Below are 13,786 nucleotides of genomic sequence, written 5' to 3'. Positions count from 1 at the left end.
AGCCGGTCAGGTCGCGCGCTTCGATGACGGGCGGATTACGTAATCATCCGCTTCAGCGTCTCGATCCGGTCCGCTTCCGCCGCGGGCTTGTCGGTCCTGATCCGCGCGATCCGGGGGAAGCGCATCGCGACACCCGATTTGTGCCGCTTCGAATCGTGCAGCGAATCGAACGCGATCTCCAGCACCAGCGTCTTCTCCACCTCGCGCACCGGGCCGAACCGGTTCTGCGTGTGGTTGCGGACGAAGCTGTCGAGCATCTTGAGTTCTTCGTCGGTGATCCCGGAATACGCCTTCCCGACCGGGAGCAGTTCGCCCTCCTCGGTCCAACAGCCGAAGGTGTAATCCGAATAATAGGACGAGCGCCGCCCGGAGCCGCGCTGCGCGTACATCATCACGCAATCGGCGGTCAGCGGATCGCGCTTCCATTTGTACCAGAGCCCGGCGCGACGCCCGCCGACATACGGCGAGTCGCGACGCTTGAGCATCACGCCTTCGATCGCCGAATCGCGGGCGGTGGCGCGGATCGCCTCCAACGCGGTGAAGTCGTCCGCGGCGATGACTACGCTGAGATCGAACCGCTCGGGATCGAGCTGCGGCACGAACGCCTCCAGCCGCGCGCGGCGGTCGGTCCAGGGCAGTGCGCGCAGATCCTCCTCGCCGTCGATCAGCAGGTCGTACAGCCGGACGAACGCGGGATACTCGGCCAGCATCTTGGCGGAGACGGTCTTGCGCCCAAGCCTCTGCTGCAACGCGTTGAAGCTCGCCGCCCCACCGCCATCCTCCAGCGTGCCGCCCTGATGCTCGCCCTTCACCAGCAGTTCGCCGTCGACCGTGCCTGGCGTCCGAAACGCGGCGGCGATCTCGGGGAAGCTGCCCGTCACGTCGTCGCCGGTGCGGCTGTAGAGCCGCGTTTCGCCCGCGACGTGGACGATCTGGACGCGGATGCCGTCCCATTTCCACTCAGCGGCATAGTCGGCGAGATCGACGCGGAGGTCTTCCAAACCATGCGCGAGCATGAATGGCCGGAACACGGGCACGTCGGCCGGCGTCGGTTGCTCGCCCGTCCCCTCGGCCCAGGCGAACAGGCTCGGATACGGCGCATCGAGACCGTGCCAGACTTCCTCGACCGCATCGACATCAAGCCCGAACGCATCGGCGAGCGCGGTCTTCGCCAACCGCGCCGACACGCCGATTCGCAGCGCGCCGGTCGCCATCTTGAGCAGCGCGAACCGTTCCTCGGCGTCCGACCGGTCGAGCATGTCCGCAAGCGCACCCGGCGCATCGGCACGCGACAGGGCCGCCAAGCGCTCGACGACATCGGTGATCGACAAGGGGGTGGGATCGACCGGAACCGTCGGTTCGGGCCAGAGCAACGCGACCGTCTCCGCGGTATCGCCGACATAATCGCGGCTCATCCGGAACAGCACCGGATCGACGCGCTCCTCGATCAACCCGCGGATCACCGCCGATTTCACGCCCTTGAGATCGAGATCGCCGGTCAGTGCCGCCATCGCCCAGCCGCGATCCGGATCAGGCGTTGCGCGCAGGTAATCCGCGATCAGCTTCAACTTCGCATTGCGCGACCGGGTATAGGTGAGCGAGTCGAGCAGGGCGGCGAAAGCGTGCATTGTCGTTCAACGCGCCTGCCGCGCGAAGGGATGCACATGCGAAACGACCGCCGCCGAGTGGTCCCGGCGACGGTCGTTTTACGCTTCGAGGCTTACCGTCAGCCGACCGTTTCGGCGGTGGCTGGCCTCACGATCCTCCACCGCCAGGGGGAGGTGGCTGGCCCCTGCCAGACGGAGGGGGAGGTAAGGAAAACATCGGTTGCGTGGTCCTCCCCCTCCGTCGCCTAAAGGCGCCACCTCCCCCTTGCGGTGGAGGATCGTGAGGTCCGCGTGGCTCAGCCCTTGCGGCTGGCCTCGAACAGGAACCACGCGCGCTCCTCGGCATGGTCGGTCCATTCGTCGACGATGCCGCTGGTGGCATTGTCCTTGGCTGCGTCGGCGGCATCCTTGACGATGCGGAACTGCTCGACGAGCTTCAGATTGTCCTCGCGCAGTTCGGCGAGCATCTCGGTCGCGCCGACGAACGCCATGTCGTTGTCCGCGATCGTCTGGTGGCGCGAGACATCGCCGATCGAGCGCAGCGTCGTGTTGCCGGTTTTCCGGACGCGCTCCGCGATCGCGTCGGTGATGCCGAGGATCTGCGCGGACTGGTCGTCGAGCAGCAGATGGTAGTCGCGGAAATGCGGCCCCGACATGTGCCAGTGGAAGTTCTTGGTCTTGAGATACAGCGCGTAGCAATCGGCGAGCGCGGCGTTCAGCGCGTCGGCGACCGACTTGGTGCTGTTGCTCGGCAGGTCGGTCGGCGTGTCGAGGGCGGGATTGATGTCGGCCATGTCTAGCTCCGGTTCTGAAGATCGTTGCGTAAACGATCCGAACGCGAAAATGCTCCTCGCGTCAAACGAGCCGTAGCGCACCAAGCGCGAGGACAAGGCCGAAGATCACGAACACGATTCCGATGGCGATACGGACCGGCTTGAGCGGGAGTTTCAGCCACGCTGCCTCGCCCATCAGGGCGGCGGGGACGATCACGATCAGCGAGCCGATCGTCGCGCCGATCGCGGCGAGCGCCGGGACGGGCGAGCGGGCGGCGAGCGTCAGGACGATGAACTGCACGCCGTCGCCGAACGCGAGGATGAAGAGGCCGAGTGCGGTGGTGGCGAGCGCGCCGATCTTCCAGCCGGTCAACCGCTCGGGCGCCTTGGCGGGAAAGAACGACCCGCCGCCCTGCAACAGCAGCGCGAGCGCGAGCATCAGTTGCTGCGCGTTGGGCGCGAGTTTGGGTCCGATCACGGCGCCCAGCGTCGCCGCCAACCCACTCGCCGCGAGCAACGCGACGGCCGCCATCAGGATGACCAGTCCCGGCTTGGCGTACCGGTCCGACAGGATCGCGGCGAGCCACGCGGTTCGGTCGCCGACCTGCGCCAACCCGGCCGCGACGAATGCCGCCATCAAGGCGTCCATGGATTATCCGGCAAGGCGCACCGAGCAGGCGGCGGCGAACGCGTGGCACGCCTGGACGTCCTGCCGCTCGCAGCCGACCGCGTCGCGCAGGATCGCCAGCCAGCCATGGACCAGCGCGCCATGCTCGCCGCGCGACAGCGCCGAATCGACGAAGTGCGCGACGGTGACCGCGGGATTGAGCCCGTTGCTGTGCGCGATCACGCGGATCGCATCGATCTCGCTGGCGATGTCGCAGGGGCGGGAATAGGGCGCCCGGACGTCGATTGCGGCGATTCGCGCGGCAAGATCGGCCTTCACCGCGATCATGGCGTCGATTCGATCCATCTCGGTGAGTCTCAGCGCCTGCCCCATGATCCCCGCTCCTGTTGTCTGAGGATATATAGCGCCTCGGGTAGTGAATAGCGGGTTAAATGCGGTATGTTGGCCTACTCGACAGGCGTAAAGCTTGACTTCGCTGCCCGCGTCCGCCATGCGCCGCCCTTGATGGAGCGGCGGCGTCAGTTCGCCGCTTTCGCATTTTCAAGCCATAGGAATTGGGCTCATGGCCAAGCCGACCACCGTAAAGATCAAGCTGCTCAGCACCGCTGACACCGGCTTCTTCTACGTCACCAAGAAGAATCCCCGTACGAAGACGGAGAAGCTCTCCTTCTCGAAGTACGATCCCGTCGTGCGCAAGCATGTCGAGTTCAAGGAAGCCAAGATCAAGTAATCCAGTCGGCGGCTCAGGCCGCCGTTCGATTGCGAAGATCCGAAAAGCCGCGGGTAACCCCCGCGGCTTTTGGCGTTTGTGTCGGGAACGTCCGTCATCCCAGCGAAAGCTGGGATCTCCCGCCGCGAGGGTGCGCCCGTATCTGGGAGACCCCAGCTTTCGCTGGGGTGACGGTGTGGAGGGGGGCCTTCCCGCCTTAGATCAAGGCCCCGACCGCATCCATGAACCGCGCCAGGCTGATCGGCTTCGACACATACGAATCCGCGCCCGCTGCCCGGATCCGCTCCTCGTCCTCGCGCCCCGCATAGGCAGTGACCGCCATCACCGGGATCGCGCGCAGATTCTCGTCGGCCTTCAGTTCGAGGATGATCTCGTAGCCGGTGACGTGCGGCATCTGGATGTCCATGATGATCAGGTCGGGCGTGAAATCCCGCGCCCGGGCAACCGCTTCGCGGCCATCCCGCACGGGTTCGACGGCGAACTGGTGCGCGCGCAGCAGATCGCAGAATAGTTTGAGGTTCAGTTCGTTGTCCTCGACAACGAGCACCTTCTTTGTCACCGCCACACCTTATCCGGAAAGACCCACCTTATCCGGAAAGAGGGCACGATAGGCAATGCGCGACCGCGATTCAAACGAAGACGCCGAGGCGCTCGCCCTGCGCGCGCTGGTATGGACCCTGGTCGAGGCCGATCGCGCGATGCGGCTGTTGTCGGTGACCGGCCTCGAGCCGCACGATCTCCGCGCAAGGGCGAGCGATCCTATTGTGCTGTCCGCCGCACTCGGATTTCTCGAAAACCACGAGCCGGACCTGATCGCCTGCGCCGAGTCGCTCGGCGTGAAGCCCGAGGCGCTGGTCCGCGCCCGGATGGAGCTGGAAGGATGAGGCCGTTGCTGATCAGCGATTGCGACGAAGTGCTGCTGCACATGGTCAAGCATTTCGGTGTCTGGCTCGACGAGCGCCACGACATCGACTTCGCGATCCAGCACGGCGACTTCTCGACCGCGATGACCCGGCGCGATGGCGGCCCGCCGCCGTCGCGCGAGGACATGTGGGCGATGCTGGGTGAGTTCTTCCCGGGCGAGATGCATCGTCAGACGCTGGTGCCGCATGCGGTCGAGGCGCTGGAGCGGCTGGCGCAGGTGGCGGATATCGTCATCCTCACCAACCTCCAGGACGAATGCCGCCAGCCGCGGATCGAACAGCTGGCGAAGTTCGGCATCGCCCACCGGGTCGAGTGCAACCAGGGCGGCAAGGGCACGCCGGTCTCGCGGCTGGTCGAGGAATATGGCTCGCCGGTGACGGTGTTCGTCGACGATCTGGCGGTGCACCACGAGTCGGTCGCGAAGCACGCGCCGGGGGTGCACCGGTTGCACATGGTCTCTGAGCCGACGCTCGCGGTGAGCGTACCGAAGGCGCCGGAAGCGCATGCACGGATCGACGACTGGCGCGAGGCGGCGGACTGGATCGCCGCGCGGTTCGAAGCGGGCGTACCTGCGACCGCCTGAGCCGCTTGCTTCACCACGAACACACCATTCCCCCCTCCCTGAAAGGGAGGGGTTGGGGGTGGGTGAGCTGGCTTTGGTCGCAACCGTTCCTTGCAATGCGGAAGCCGACCCACCCCCGGCCCCTCCCTTCCAGGGAGGGAGGAAGAAGGGGAGGGCCTGCCCGCCACTTGACCCATCCCCCGCGCCTGTGGTGATACCTCACCCATGACCGATCGTATCGACCGCAAGCTCGAAGAGCTGGGCCTCACCCTCCCCCAGGCTGCCGCACCCGTGGCGTCCTACGTCCCGACCGTGCTGGCGAACGGCATGCTCCACATCTCGGGCCAGTTGCCGTTCAAGGACGGCACGCTCGTCACCGGCCGCGTCGGCGACGGCGTATCGCTCGAGGACGCGCAGGAGGCCGCCAAGCTGTGCGCGCTCATGCTCGTCGCGCAGATGAAGGCCGCACTCGGCACGCTCGGCCGGGTCGAGCGGATCGTGAAGCTCGGCGTGTTCGTCAACTCGACCGGCGACTTCACCGATCAGCCCAAGGTCGCCAACGGTGCGTCGGACCTGATGGTCGCCCTGTTCGGCGATGCCGGCAAGCACGCGCGTTCGGCAGTCGGCGTGCCCGTCCTCCCGCTTGGCGCCGCGGTCGAGATCGACGCGATCGTCCAGGTTTCCGCCTGACCTCCTGAGATCCTTGTTCTCCCGCGAAAGCGGGAGTCCAGGGTCGCCAAGCGCAGCGCATGTGGTCCTGGGCTCCCGCCTTCGCGGGAGAACAGAGTATGGGGACGGGCGGCTGCTTTCCTGAGATATAAGCTGACGCGGCCTTTGCTATCGGCACGCCGCTACCCCAAATATCGCGGATGAACGCCGTCACAGCCCGCATCGCCCAAGGCGTCACCTCGATCGCGGCCGAGGATTGGGACGCCTGCGCCGGGACGGCCAACCCATTCGTCGGCCACGCCTTCCTGTCCGCACTCGAAGCGTCGCGGAGCGTTGGCGGCCGCTCAGGCTGGCAGGCGCTGCCGGTGGTGGTCGACGGTCCCGACGGCAAGCCGGTCGCAATCGCGCCCGCCTATGCCAAGAGCCACAGCCAGGGCGAATACGTCTTCGACCAGGGCTGGGCGGACGCATGGGAGCGGGCGGGGGGGCAATATTACCCCAAACTCCAGATCGCCGCGCCGTTCAGCCCGGTGCCGGGCCCGCGCCTTCTCCTCCGCGATCGCGACCAGGCTCCCGCGCTGATCGCCGCGCTGGAGGCAGTGACCGACCAGAGCGGGCTGTCCTCCGCGCACGCCACCTTCATCGACCCCGCCGAAGTGGCGCTGTTCGAATCCGCCGGCTGGCTGATCCGCCAGGGCACGCAGTTCCACTGGAAGAACGACGGCTATGCGAGTTTCGACGATTTCTTAGCCATGCTCGCGAGTCGCAAGCGGAAAGCGATCCGCAAGGAGCGCGCCGCCGCGGTCGAAGGTCTCACCATCCGCCACCTCACCGGTGTCGAGATCACGCCCGCGCATTGGGATGCGTTCTGGGTGTTCTACCAGGACACCGGCGCTCGCAAATGGGGGCAGCCTTATCTGACGCGCGCGTTCTTCGACCAGATCGGCAAGACGATGGGCGACCGCGTCCTGCTCATCCTCGCCGAGCGCGCCGGCGTACCAATCGCCGGTGCGCTCAACCTGATCGGCGAGGACACGCTCTACGGCCGCTATTGGGGCGCGACCGAGGAGGTGCCGTTCCTCCATTTCGAGCTCTGCTATTATCAGGCGATTGACGCCGCCATTTCGCGCGGCCTGAAGACCGTCGAGGCCGGCGCGCAAGGCGAACACAAGCTCGCGCGCGGCTATGCGCCCGTCGCGACCTATTCCGCGCACTACATCCCCGACCCGAGCTTCCGTCGCGCGATCGCCGACTATCTCGTCCGCGAACGCGAAGCCGTCGCCGAGCAGCAGGAATATCTTGGCGAGCTTACTCCGTTCCGGCGGGGCGAGCCGCAGGCTTGTTGACGCGGTAGAGCAAGCTCGTTTCGTCGCGACGGATCAGCGTCAGGTCGCGGACCAGCGCTGGGTCGAACTTCGGCGGGTGGATCAGCCAGACGTAATCGAACGCATCGCGCGGGAATTTCTCCAGCGCCATCGAGATCGGCCGCCAGAACTGACCGCGGCACTTGATGTCGCTGACGATCTCCGACGGATCATGCGCGAACCCCCGCGCCGCTGCGTAGTTCGTCGTCAGCAACTGCGCCCCGGCCATCGACCACTGGTCGTTGGTGAACGCCAGCCGCCGCTCGAGCAGCAGCGCGGGCACATGCTCGAGCCGCGAATACGCCCAGTCGTCGCGGCACCTGCGCCCGACGAACGACACGACGCGCGACCGCTCGGGCACCGTATCGATCGCCGCGATCGCCTGGTCGTAGCTGCGATCGTACATCAGGTAGCTGACCGTCGTCCCCACCAGCCGCACCCCGAAGAACGCAAACCCGAGCACCGCCAGCACGGCGGCGCCCCGCAGCGACAACCCATGCCGCGGCCGCAGCGCGATCACCGCGATCGCCAGCACGAACGGCGCCAGCCGCATGTCCGCATAGGCCGACCCGAATACGATCCGCGGCAACAGCACGTACACGCCTGCGAGGAACAGCGCCGACAGCCCCAGGTTGCGCGAATATTCGATCGTCTGGTCGCGCACGCCGCGGAACAGGATCACGAACAGCACGGTGACCGATGCGATGTCGAACGCCATCCAGCGATCGCGCAGGACCATCGTGATCCAGTTCATCTTCCAGCGCCAGTTGAACCAGTCCTGCGTCTTGCCGCCGACATGATCGCCCGAGCGCCACACCACCATCATGACCATCGGCAGTGCGAGCGGCAGGCAGTTCAGCCCGGCCTGGATGCAGGCCCTGAACCAGCCATGCGCCCAGCTCTTGGGGTCGCTGTCGCGGCGGATATCGTGCTGGCGGATCAGCTCGGCGGAGAAGGCGAGCACGCCCAGCACGCCCCAGCCGAACGTATGGCACAGCCACAACAGGCACGAGACGGGGATGAAGATCGCGGTGCGCAGCTTGGTCCGCCCGAGCCGCCCCATGCGCAGCCACAGCGCGAACAGGTTCAGCGCAAGCGCCATCGCCAGCGCGAAATTCACGAATCCGAACTGGAACGGATAGCTGTAGGCGAGCGGGAGCGCGAACAACGCGGTTGCCGGGATTCGCCCATGCACCTCGCGCGCGATCCACAGCAGGCCCGTGACGGTTAGCGCGGGGATCGCCATCACGATCAGCTTCACCGCCAGCTGCAACCCGAAGATCGGCGCGAGCGGCTCGATCAACAGGTCGATCCCGAGGTTGCCGATCATCTGCCAGCGGAAGTTATACCACTGCGAAAGCCACGGATTCTCGCCGATCGCCAGCTGGACGCGGTAGCGGCCCATATGACCCGGCAGGTCGACCAGCGGCGGGATCTCCGGCCACAGCAACGGTATCACCGACGCGATCGCGACCGCGAAGACGAAGCCGCGCGTCTGCCACCAATTCAGCCCCGTCGTGCGCGATCCAGCCCCCATCCCGCGCGTCTAGAACACGCGACAAGTTCCACACAAGCGCTTACCGCGTCTCGATTGCTCCCGGGTGATGCGCATCGCGGTTCGTCGGGTGTTCCATGACCGCGAACAGCGAGGCGCGCGGTCCGTCCAAGGGCTTGAGCCACCGCGGAATTCTGCCGGTGGCCAGCCGCTCCGCGATGCTGCCGGACGCTTCGGCAACCCCCAGATCGCCGTAGCAATAGAGCACGTAGCGAACCGCCCAACGGCGGGCGATCGCCTCTGCCGATGCCGGCGAACTGAAAAAGAAGCGGTACATCGCCAGGTTTCCCGCGGTGTTGCGGTGATACGGGCCGGCGACGAAGCGATGCGACGTCGCGGCGATACCCCAGGACGCGATGTCGATCGGTGCCATAACCATGCCTGCCGGAAGCCGCGCGAGCGTCGCCATCATCGCGGGGGACGCGCACGACGACGCGGTCGTCGTCCCGTCGCGGATCGGTGCTCCGGTCGACGACCCCGTCGGTGATGGCGTGACGGCCTGCGCCACCAGCGGATAGACCATTCCCGCCGAAACGACCCATGCCGTCACGAGCGCCAGCGTCCCGCGCCGCCGTGCCGCGCCGATCAGGATGGCCAGAGCGGGTGCGCCCAGCATCGCGCCGGTATAGGCCCCGCGCAGCTGCACGGCGGCAATCGCGACCGCAGTGCACTGGAGCGCCAGCAACAGTGCGGCGTTGCGATCGGGATTGCGGCGCATCAGCCACACCGATGCGGCGACGCCGGCCAGCATGACGCCCAGATACCCGAAGACCATGGCCGGCGGTGCGGCGAACACCGACTGCGCCTCGCCGACACGATCGAGCCAGAGTTGGCGCAACAGCGGCGGCACCTGCCCATAGGGCGCCTCGCAGGATGGTGCGGCCGAGCGCGCGACAGCCAGCGCGGCCAGCGAGAGGGCGGCTATGACTGCCAGCCGGCTGCGCAGCGATCTCGCCCGACGTCCCAGCAGCGCGACGGCCAGCGGCACGACCGCCATGATCGCCAGCCCGGACGCGGCTTGCAGCGTGAACCCGTCGCAGGCGGGGTAGCGCCAGTGCCACCCCGCAAACCCCATCACCCCGATCGCGAGCCCGGCCAGCGTACCGATGCCGATCCCGATAATGCGGCGATCGCCCTCTTCAGGCGATAGCGCCCATACCCCGAGCGACGCCGCGCCGAGGACCGCGAAGAACGGCATCGTCTCCATCCCGACGACGAGGCTGGTTGCCGCGCATACTCCGACGATAGCCCCGTTCCGGAAGGTCGACGGTCCCATCGCGGCTAGCGTCGCGCCGAGCAGCAGCACGAGTTGCAGGCCGTGGTGATCGATCCGTCCGGGTAGGAAGATCGTCGTCGCGGGATAGGCGATCGCAGCCACGACCATCGCCGTGCGCGCCGCGCCCGCATCCAGTCGGCGGGTTATCCGGCCGATCAGCCACAGCGCGCAGGCGAACAGCAGGATCGGCCAGACCGCCACCGCAACGACTTCGCCGCCGTGCGCCCCCAGCAGTGGCGTACCGGCGACGATCAGCAGGGCAGGGCCAAGGTCGGCGACACGAGACCAGTGCATCGGCAGGCCCGCGCCGAGCCGATACTGGGTCAGATCGCCCCACGCCTGCCCGCCGAGCCAGTCGCGCACCTGCTGGAGGCGCACGACGTCGTCGGTGTCGGGCAGTCGCAGCGCCGCCAGCGAAGACCAGTCGCGCAGGGCCCAGACTACTCCGAGCACCAGCGCCAGTCCAAGCGCGACTAGGAGGTCGCCGGCCAGTTCAGAGCGTTCGCGGTCCACCCGAGCGGCTGTAGCGCCGCATGGTTAACCGACCGTAGTTACCGGTCGCGCTTCGCGAGCAACCGCAGCCGCAGTGCATTGAGCTTGATGAAGCCTTCCGCGTCGCGCTGGTCGTAGGCGCCCTGATCGTCCTCGAACGTCACGACCTTCTCCGAATACAGCGAGTTCGGCGATTTGCGGCCGACCACGTACACGCCGCCCTTGTAGAGCTTCAGGCGGACGGTGCCCGACACCTTCTCCTGGCTGTGGTCGATCGCCGCCTGCAGCATCTCGCGCTCGGGGCTGAACCAGAAGCCGTTGTAGAGCAGTTCGGCATAGCGCGGTGCCAGCTCGTCCTTCAGGTGCGCGGCGCCGCGGTCGAGCGTCAGCTGCTCGATGCCGCGGTGTGCGAGCTGATAGATCGTGCCGCCGGGAGTCTCGTACATCCCGCGGCTCTTCATGCCGACGAAGCGGTTCTCGACCAGATCGAGCCGGCCGATCCCGTGACGGCGGCCATACTCGTTGAGCGTCGACAGCAACGTGGCGGGCGACATGCCCTCGCCGTTGATCGCGACGCCGTCGCCGCGCTCGAAATCGACCGTGATGTATTCCGGCGCGTCGGGCGCGTCCTCGGGGTTCACCGTGCGCGAATAGACATAGTCCGGCACCTCGTCCCACGGATTCTCAAGGACCTTACCCTCCGACGAGGTGTGCAGCATGTTCGCGTCGGTCGAGAACGGCGACTCGCCGCGCTTGTCCTTCGACACCGGGATCTGGTGCGCTTCCGCGAACTCGATCAGCTTGGTGCGGCTGGTGAGATCCCATTCGCGCCACGGTGCGATCACCTTGATGTCGGGCGACAGCGCGTAATAGCCGAGCTCAAAGCGGACCTGGTCGTTGCCCTTGCCGGTCGCGCCGTGGCTGACCGCGTCGGCGCCGACCATCTTGGCGATCTCGATCTGGCGCTTGGCGATCAGCGGCCGGGCGATCGACGTGCCGAGCAGGTACAGCCCCTCGTACAGCGCGTTCGACCGCATCATCGGGAACACATAGTCGCGCACGAATTCCTCGCGCAGATCGTCGACGAAGATGTGCTCGGGCTTCACGCCCATCATCTCGGCCTTGGCGCGCGCCGGCTCGAGTTCCTCGCCCTGGCCGAGATCGGCGGTGAAGGTGACGACTTCGCAATTATAGGTCTGCTGGAGCCATTTCAGGATCACGCTCGTGTCCAGGCCACCGGAATAGGCGAGAACGACACGTTTGATCTGATCGGTCACGGGCAGGGTCCTTCGGGCAATGTCCAATGTCCGCGCCCCTATGCGTTGGGCGGCTTCCATGCAACCGGCCGCATGCAACTCCCGCATTCATGGCGCGTACAACCAAACCGGTCTATTCGCGCCGCAAATCCTCTGGAGTTACCGCACCGTGCTACGCCAAAGCCTTACCGTTCTCGTTCTCGCCGGTCTCGCGAGCCCGGCGCTCGCGCAGGAAACCCGCGCGTCCGCCTCCGCCAAGTTCAAGACCGAATTCGCCGCGTCGGACACCAACAAGGACGGCGTCCTCACGCGCGCCGAAGTGCAGGGCCGGATCAGCAACATGAAGGTCGGGCCGGGCCGCCCGGACCCGGTCCACGCCAAGCGCCTTGCGGACCTGTGGTTCACGAGCGCGGACAAGAACAAGGACGGCAAGGTGACGCAAGCCGAGGCGCAGGCGCTGCTCGCGGCGACGTTCGCGAAATACGATGCGAACAAGGATGGCAAGATCGGCGGCGACGAGCGCGCTGCGGCCAAGGCGGAAGTGCAGGGGCCACGCTGAAGCGCAACCGGGTTCCCCTCCCTGGAAGGGAGGGGTTAGGGGTGGGTCGGCCCGTTTTGCGGGCGCCGCTGATCCCAAGCGGCCGACCCACCCCCAGCCCCTCCCTTCCAGGGAGGGGAGCAGGTTAAGCCCCTCCCTTTCAGGGAGGGGAGCAGGTCAGCCCTCCCGCAACGCCCGCTCGCCCTCGATCATGTAGTCGCGCGTCAGCGGCAGGGTCATCCGGCTCTTCGACAGCTGGACCTGGTAGTTGACCATCCCGCCGGTCCGGAACGCCGCCGCGGCCCCCGCCAGATAGAACGTCCACATCCGGTAGAATCGCTCGTCGTACAGCGCGACGATCGCGTCCTTCGCGGCCACCGTCCGGTCATACCAGTGGTCGATCGTCAGCGCGTAATGCACGCGCAACACCTCGATATCGGTCGGGAAGAACTTAAGACCCTCGTAGCCGCGCACGATCTCCGACAGCGCCGGGTTATACCCGCCCGGGAAGATGTATTTCGTCGTGAACGTGTCGGTGACGCCCGGCCCGCCCATTCGGCCGATCGTGTGGAGCAGCATCACGCCCTCCTCGGTCAGCAGATCGCGGCATTTGCGGAAGAACGCCTTGTAGTGCGCCGGGCCGACATGCTCGAACATCCCGACCGACACGATCCGGTCGAAACTGCCCGTCAGCGCGCGGTAATCGATCAGCTCGAACTTCACCTTGTCGGCGACACCGGCCTCCTCGGCACGACGGCGGGCGACCTTCAACTGCTCTTCGGAAAGCGTCACGCCCAGCACCTCGGCGCCGGTCTTCGCATGCAAATACAGCGCCATGCCGCCCCAGCCGCAGCCGATGTCGAGCACGCGCATCCCCGGCTGGATCGCCAGCTTGGCGGCGATATGCGCCTTCTTGTCGCTCTGCGCCTGCTCCAGGCTGTTGCCCGGATCGGTGAAGTACGCGCAGGAATATTGCCGGTCGGCATCGAGGAACAGGTCGTACAGCCGGTCCGACAGGTCGTAATGATGCGCGACGTTCTTCTTCGACCGGCGCGCCATGTTCACGCGGTCGACTCGGTGGACGACCTTGTCGAGCAGCTTGATCGGCAGCGACGGATTGAGCCCGCCGCCCCGCTCCCACGGGCTGTTGCCCTTGAGAAGATTGACCAGATCGCGGATGTCGCCGCGGTCGATTGCAAGGCGCCCGTCCATGAACGCCTCCGCCGCGCCGAGAGCCGGGTGGCGGACGATCGCGCCGGCCACGCCGGGTTGCGTCAGCCGGATCGTGACGGGGTTATAGGCGGGGTCGGGCTTGCCGAAATGCTTGGTCGTGCCGTCCGGATGGACCAAAGTGAGTTCGCCGGTTTTAACCTGCCGGGCCAGGAAACGATCGAAAAGAGCCATGCTGCTTT

At 66.6% G+C, this 13,786-nt stretch carries 15 protein-coding genes; 6 read left to right on the top strand and 9 right to left on the bottom strand.

Translation table 11 applies throughout. The annotated features are described in order from the left end of the window. Window positions 1-35 precede the first annotated feature (35 nt). From NLI89_RS05950 to NLI89_RS05935, 4 genes are all read right to left on the bottom strand, one after another. Window positions 36-1,628 carry a cisplatin damage response ATP-dependent DNA ligase gene (locus NLI89_RS05950; RefSeq protein WP_254686182.1) on the bottom strand — a complete coding sequence of 531 codons (1,593 nt, stop codon included), beginning with the start codon at window positions 1,626-1,628 and terminating at the stop codon, window positions 36-38. Window positions 1,629-1,903: 275 nt separating this feature from the next. Beyond that, window positions 1,904-2,401: a Dps family protein gene (locus tag NLI89_RS05945; RefSeq protein WP_254686181.1), complete on the bottom strand. Its 498-nt coding sequence runs from the start codon at window positions 2,399-2,401 to the stop codon at window positions 1,904-1,906. 61 nt (window positions 2,402-2,462) lie between these two features. After that, window positions 2,463-3,029 carry a TMEM165/GDT1 family protein gene (locus tag NLI89_RS05940; RefSeq protein WP_254686180.1) on the bottom strand — a complete coding sequence of 189 codons (567 nt, stop codon included), beginning with the start codon at window positions 3,027-3,029 and terminating at the stop codon, window positions 2,463-2,465. A 3-nt stretch (window positions 3,030-3,032) separates the two neighbouring features. Continuing rightward, window positions 3,033-3,380 (bottom strand): hypothetical protein, encoded by a 348-nt coding sequence (locus NLI89_RS05935; protein WP_254686179.1) that lies wholly within the window; start codon window positions 3,378-3,380, stop codon window positions 3,033-3,035. A gap of 190 nt (window positions 3,381-3,570) precedes the next feature. On the opposite strand from NLI89_RS05935, the gene rpmG reads away from it, so the two are divergent. Beyond that, window positions 3,571-3,738 (top strand): 50S ribosomal protein L33, encoded by a 168-nt coding sequence (gene rpmG, locus NLI89_RS05930; RefSeq protein ID WP_055881863.1) that lies wholly within the window; start codon window positions 3,571-3,573, stop codon window positions 3,736-3,738. A gap of 196 nt (window positions 3,739-3,934) precedes the next feature. Here the strand turns inward: rpmG and NLI89_RS05925 are convergent, their stop codons facing one another. Beyond that, window positions 3,935-4,297 carry a response regulator gene (locus tag NLI89_RS05925; RefSeq protein WP_254686178.1) on the bottom strand — a complete coding sequence of 121 codons (363 nt, stop codon included), beginning with the start codon at window positions 4,295-4,297 and terminating at the stop codon, window positions 3,935-3,937. Window positions 4,298-4,352: 55 nt separating this feature from the next. Between NLI89_RS05925 and NLI89_RS05920 the strand changes: the two genes are divergently transcribed. The 4 genes from NLI89_RS05920 (at window position 4,353) to NLI89_RS05905 (ending at window position 7,239) form a co-directional block, all read left to right on the top strand. Continuing rightward, window positions 4,353-4,622, top strand: a complete 270-nt coding sequence (locus tag NLI89_RS05920) for a DUF3572 domain-containing protein (protein WP_254686177.1) — start codon at window positions 4,353-4,355, stop codon at window positions 4,620-4,622. Continuing rightward, window positions 4,619-5,245 (top strand): HAD family hydrolase, encoded by a 627-nt coding sequence (locus tag NLI89_RS05915; RefSeq protein ID WP_254686176.1) that lies wholly within the window; start codon window positions 4,619-4,621, stop codon window positions 5,243-5,245. Before NLI89_RS05920 ends, NLI89_RS05915 begins: the two co-directional genes overlap by 4 nt. A 204-nt stretch (window positions 5,246-5,449) precedes the next feature. Next, a complete protein-coding gene (locus NLI89_RS05910; protein WP_254686175.1) occupies window positions 5,450-5,914 on the top strand; it encodes a RidA family protein in 465 nt (154 codons plus the stop codon). Between the two features lie 179 nt (window positions 5,915-6,093). Then, entirely contained in the window at window positions 6,094-7,239 is a 1,146-nt protein-coding gene (locus NLI89_RS05905; protein WP_254686174.1) for a GNAT family N-acetyltransferase, read from the top strand. On the opposite strand, the gene NLI89_RS05900 is transcribed toward NLI89_RS05905, so the two are convergent. Genes NLI89_RS05900 through NLI89_RS05890 form a run of 3 tightly spaced genes read right to left on the bottom strand, consistent with a single transcriptional unit; the run spans window position 7,202 to window position 11,857 of the window. Continuing rightward, window positions 7,202-8,794: a hypothetical protein gene (locus tag NLI89_RS05900; RefSeq protein ID WP_254686173.1), complete on the bottom strand. Its 1,593-nt coding sequence runs from the start codon at window positions 8,792-8,794 to the stop codon at window positions 7,202-7,204. The two genes, NLI89_RS05905 and NLI89_RS05900, sit on opposite strands and share 38 nt — an antisense overlap. A 40-nt stretch (window positions 8,795-8,834) precedes the next feature. Beyond that, window positions 8,835-10,601, bottom strand: a complete 1,767-nt coding sequence (locus NLI89_RS05895) for a hypothetical protein (protein WP_254686172.1) — start codon at window positions 10,599-10,601, stop codon at window positions 8,835-8,837. Between the two features lie 38 nt (window positions 10,602-10,639). Continuing rightward, a complete protein-coding gene (locus NLI89_RS05890) occupies window positions 10,640-11,857 on the bottom strand; it encodes an argininosuccinate synthase (RefSeq protein WP_254686171.1) in 1,218 nt (405 codons plus the stop codon). Between the two features lie 58 nt (window positions 11,858-11,915). Here NLI89_RS05890 and NLI89_RS05885 point away from each other — a divergent pair, with 58 nt between their 5' ends. Further along, window positions 11,916-12,395, top strand: a complete 480-nt coding sequence (locus NLI89_RS05885; protein WP_254686170.1) for an EF-hand domain-containing protein — start codon at window positions 11,916-11,918, stop codon at window positions 12,393-12,395. Between the two features lie 156 nt (window positions 12,396-12,551). Here NLI89_RS05885 and NLI89_RS05880 read toward each other — a convergent pair whose 3' ends face one another. After that, on the bottom strand, window positions 12,552-13,778 hold the full coding sequence (locus NLI89_RS05880) for an SAM-dependent methyltransferase (RefSeq protein WP_254686169.1): 1,227 nt from the start codon (window positions 13,776-13,778) through the stop codon (window positions 12,552-12,554). Window positions 13,779-13,786: the final 8 nt, after the last annotated feature.

The organism is Sphingomonas faeni (assembly GCF_024273235.1).
GTDB classification, from domain to species: Bacteria; Pseudomonadota; Alphaproteobacteria; order Sphingomonadales; family Sphingomonadaceae; genus Sphingomonas; species Sphingomonas faeni_A.
The sequence above is the reverse complement of the archived record's forward strand: the minus strand, read 5'-3'. Positions and strand labels throughout refer to the sequence as shown.

What these genes read in the sequence shown, in the direction of transcription:
- NLI89_RS05885 (WP_254686170.1), top strand. Translation starts at nt 11,916, where the DNA reads ATGCAACCGGCCGCATGCAACTCCCGCATTCATGGCGCGTACAACCAA.
- NLI89_RS05905 (WP_254686174.1), top strand. Translation starts at nt 6,094, where the DNA reads ATGAACGCCGTCACAGCCCGCATCGCCCAAGGCGTCACCTCGATCGCG.
- NLI89_RS05910 (WP_254686175.1), top strand. Translation starts at nt 5,450, where the DNA reads ATGACCGATCGTATCGACCGCAAGCTCGAAGAGCTGGGCCTCACCCTC.
- NLI89_RS05945 (WP_254686181.1), bottom strand. Translation starts at nt 2,401, where the DNA reads ATGGCCGACATCAATCCCGCCCTCGACACGCCGACCGACCTGCCGAGC.
- NLI89_RS05935 (WP_254686179.1), bottom strand. Translation starts at nt 3,380, where the DNA reads ATGGGGCAGGCGCTGAGACTCACCGAGATGGATCGAATCGACGCCATG.
- NLI89_RS05940 (WP_254686180.1), bottom strand. Translation starts at nt 3,029, where the DNA reads ATGGACGCCTTGATGGCGGCATTCGTCGCGGCCGGGTTGGCGCAGGTC.
- NLI89_RS05880 (WP_254686169.1), bottom strand. Translation starts at nt 13,778, where the DNA reads ATGGCTCTTTTCGATCGTTTCCTGGCCCGGCAGGTTAAAACCGGCGAA.
- NLI89_RS05950 (WP_254686182.1), bottom strand. Translation starts at nt 1,628, where the DNA reads ATGCACGCTTTCGCCGCCCTGCTCGACTCGCTCACCTATACCCGGTCG.
- NLI89_RS05915 (WP_254686176.1), top strand. Translation starts at nt 4,619, where the DNA reads ATGAGGCCGTTGCTGATCAGCGATTGCGACGAAGTGCTGCTGCACATG.
- NLI89_RS05920 (WP_254686177.1), top strand. Translation starts at nt 4,353, where the DNA reads ATGCGCGACCGCGATTCAAACGAAGACGCCGAGGCGCTCGCCCTGCGC.
- NLI89_RS05900 (WP_254686173.1), bottom strand. Translation starts at nt 8,794, where the DNA reads ATGGGGGCTGGATCGCGCACGACGGGGCTGAATTGGTGGCAGACGCGC.
- rpmG (WP_055881863.1), top strand. Translation starts at nt 3,571, where the DNA reads ATGGCCAAGCCGACCACCGTAAAGATCAAGCTGCTCAGCACCGCTGAC.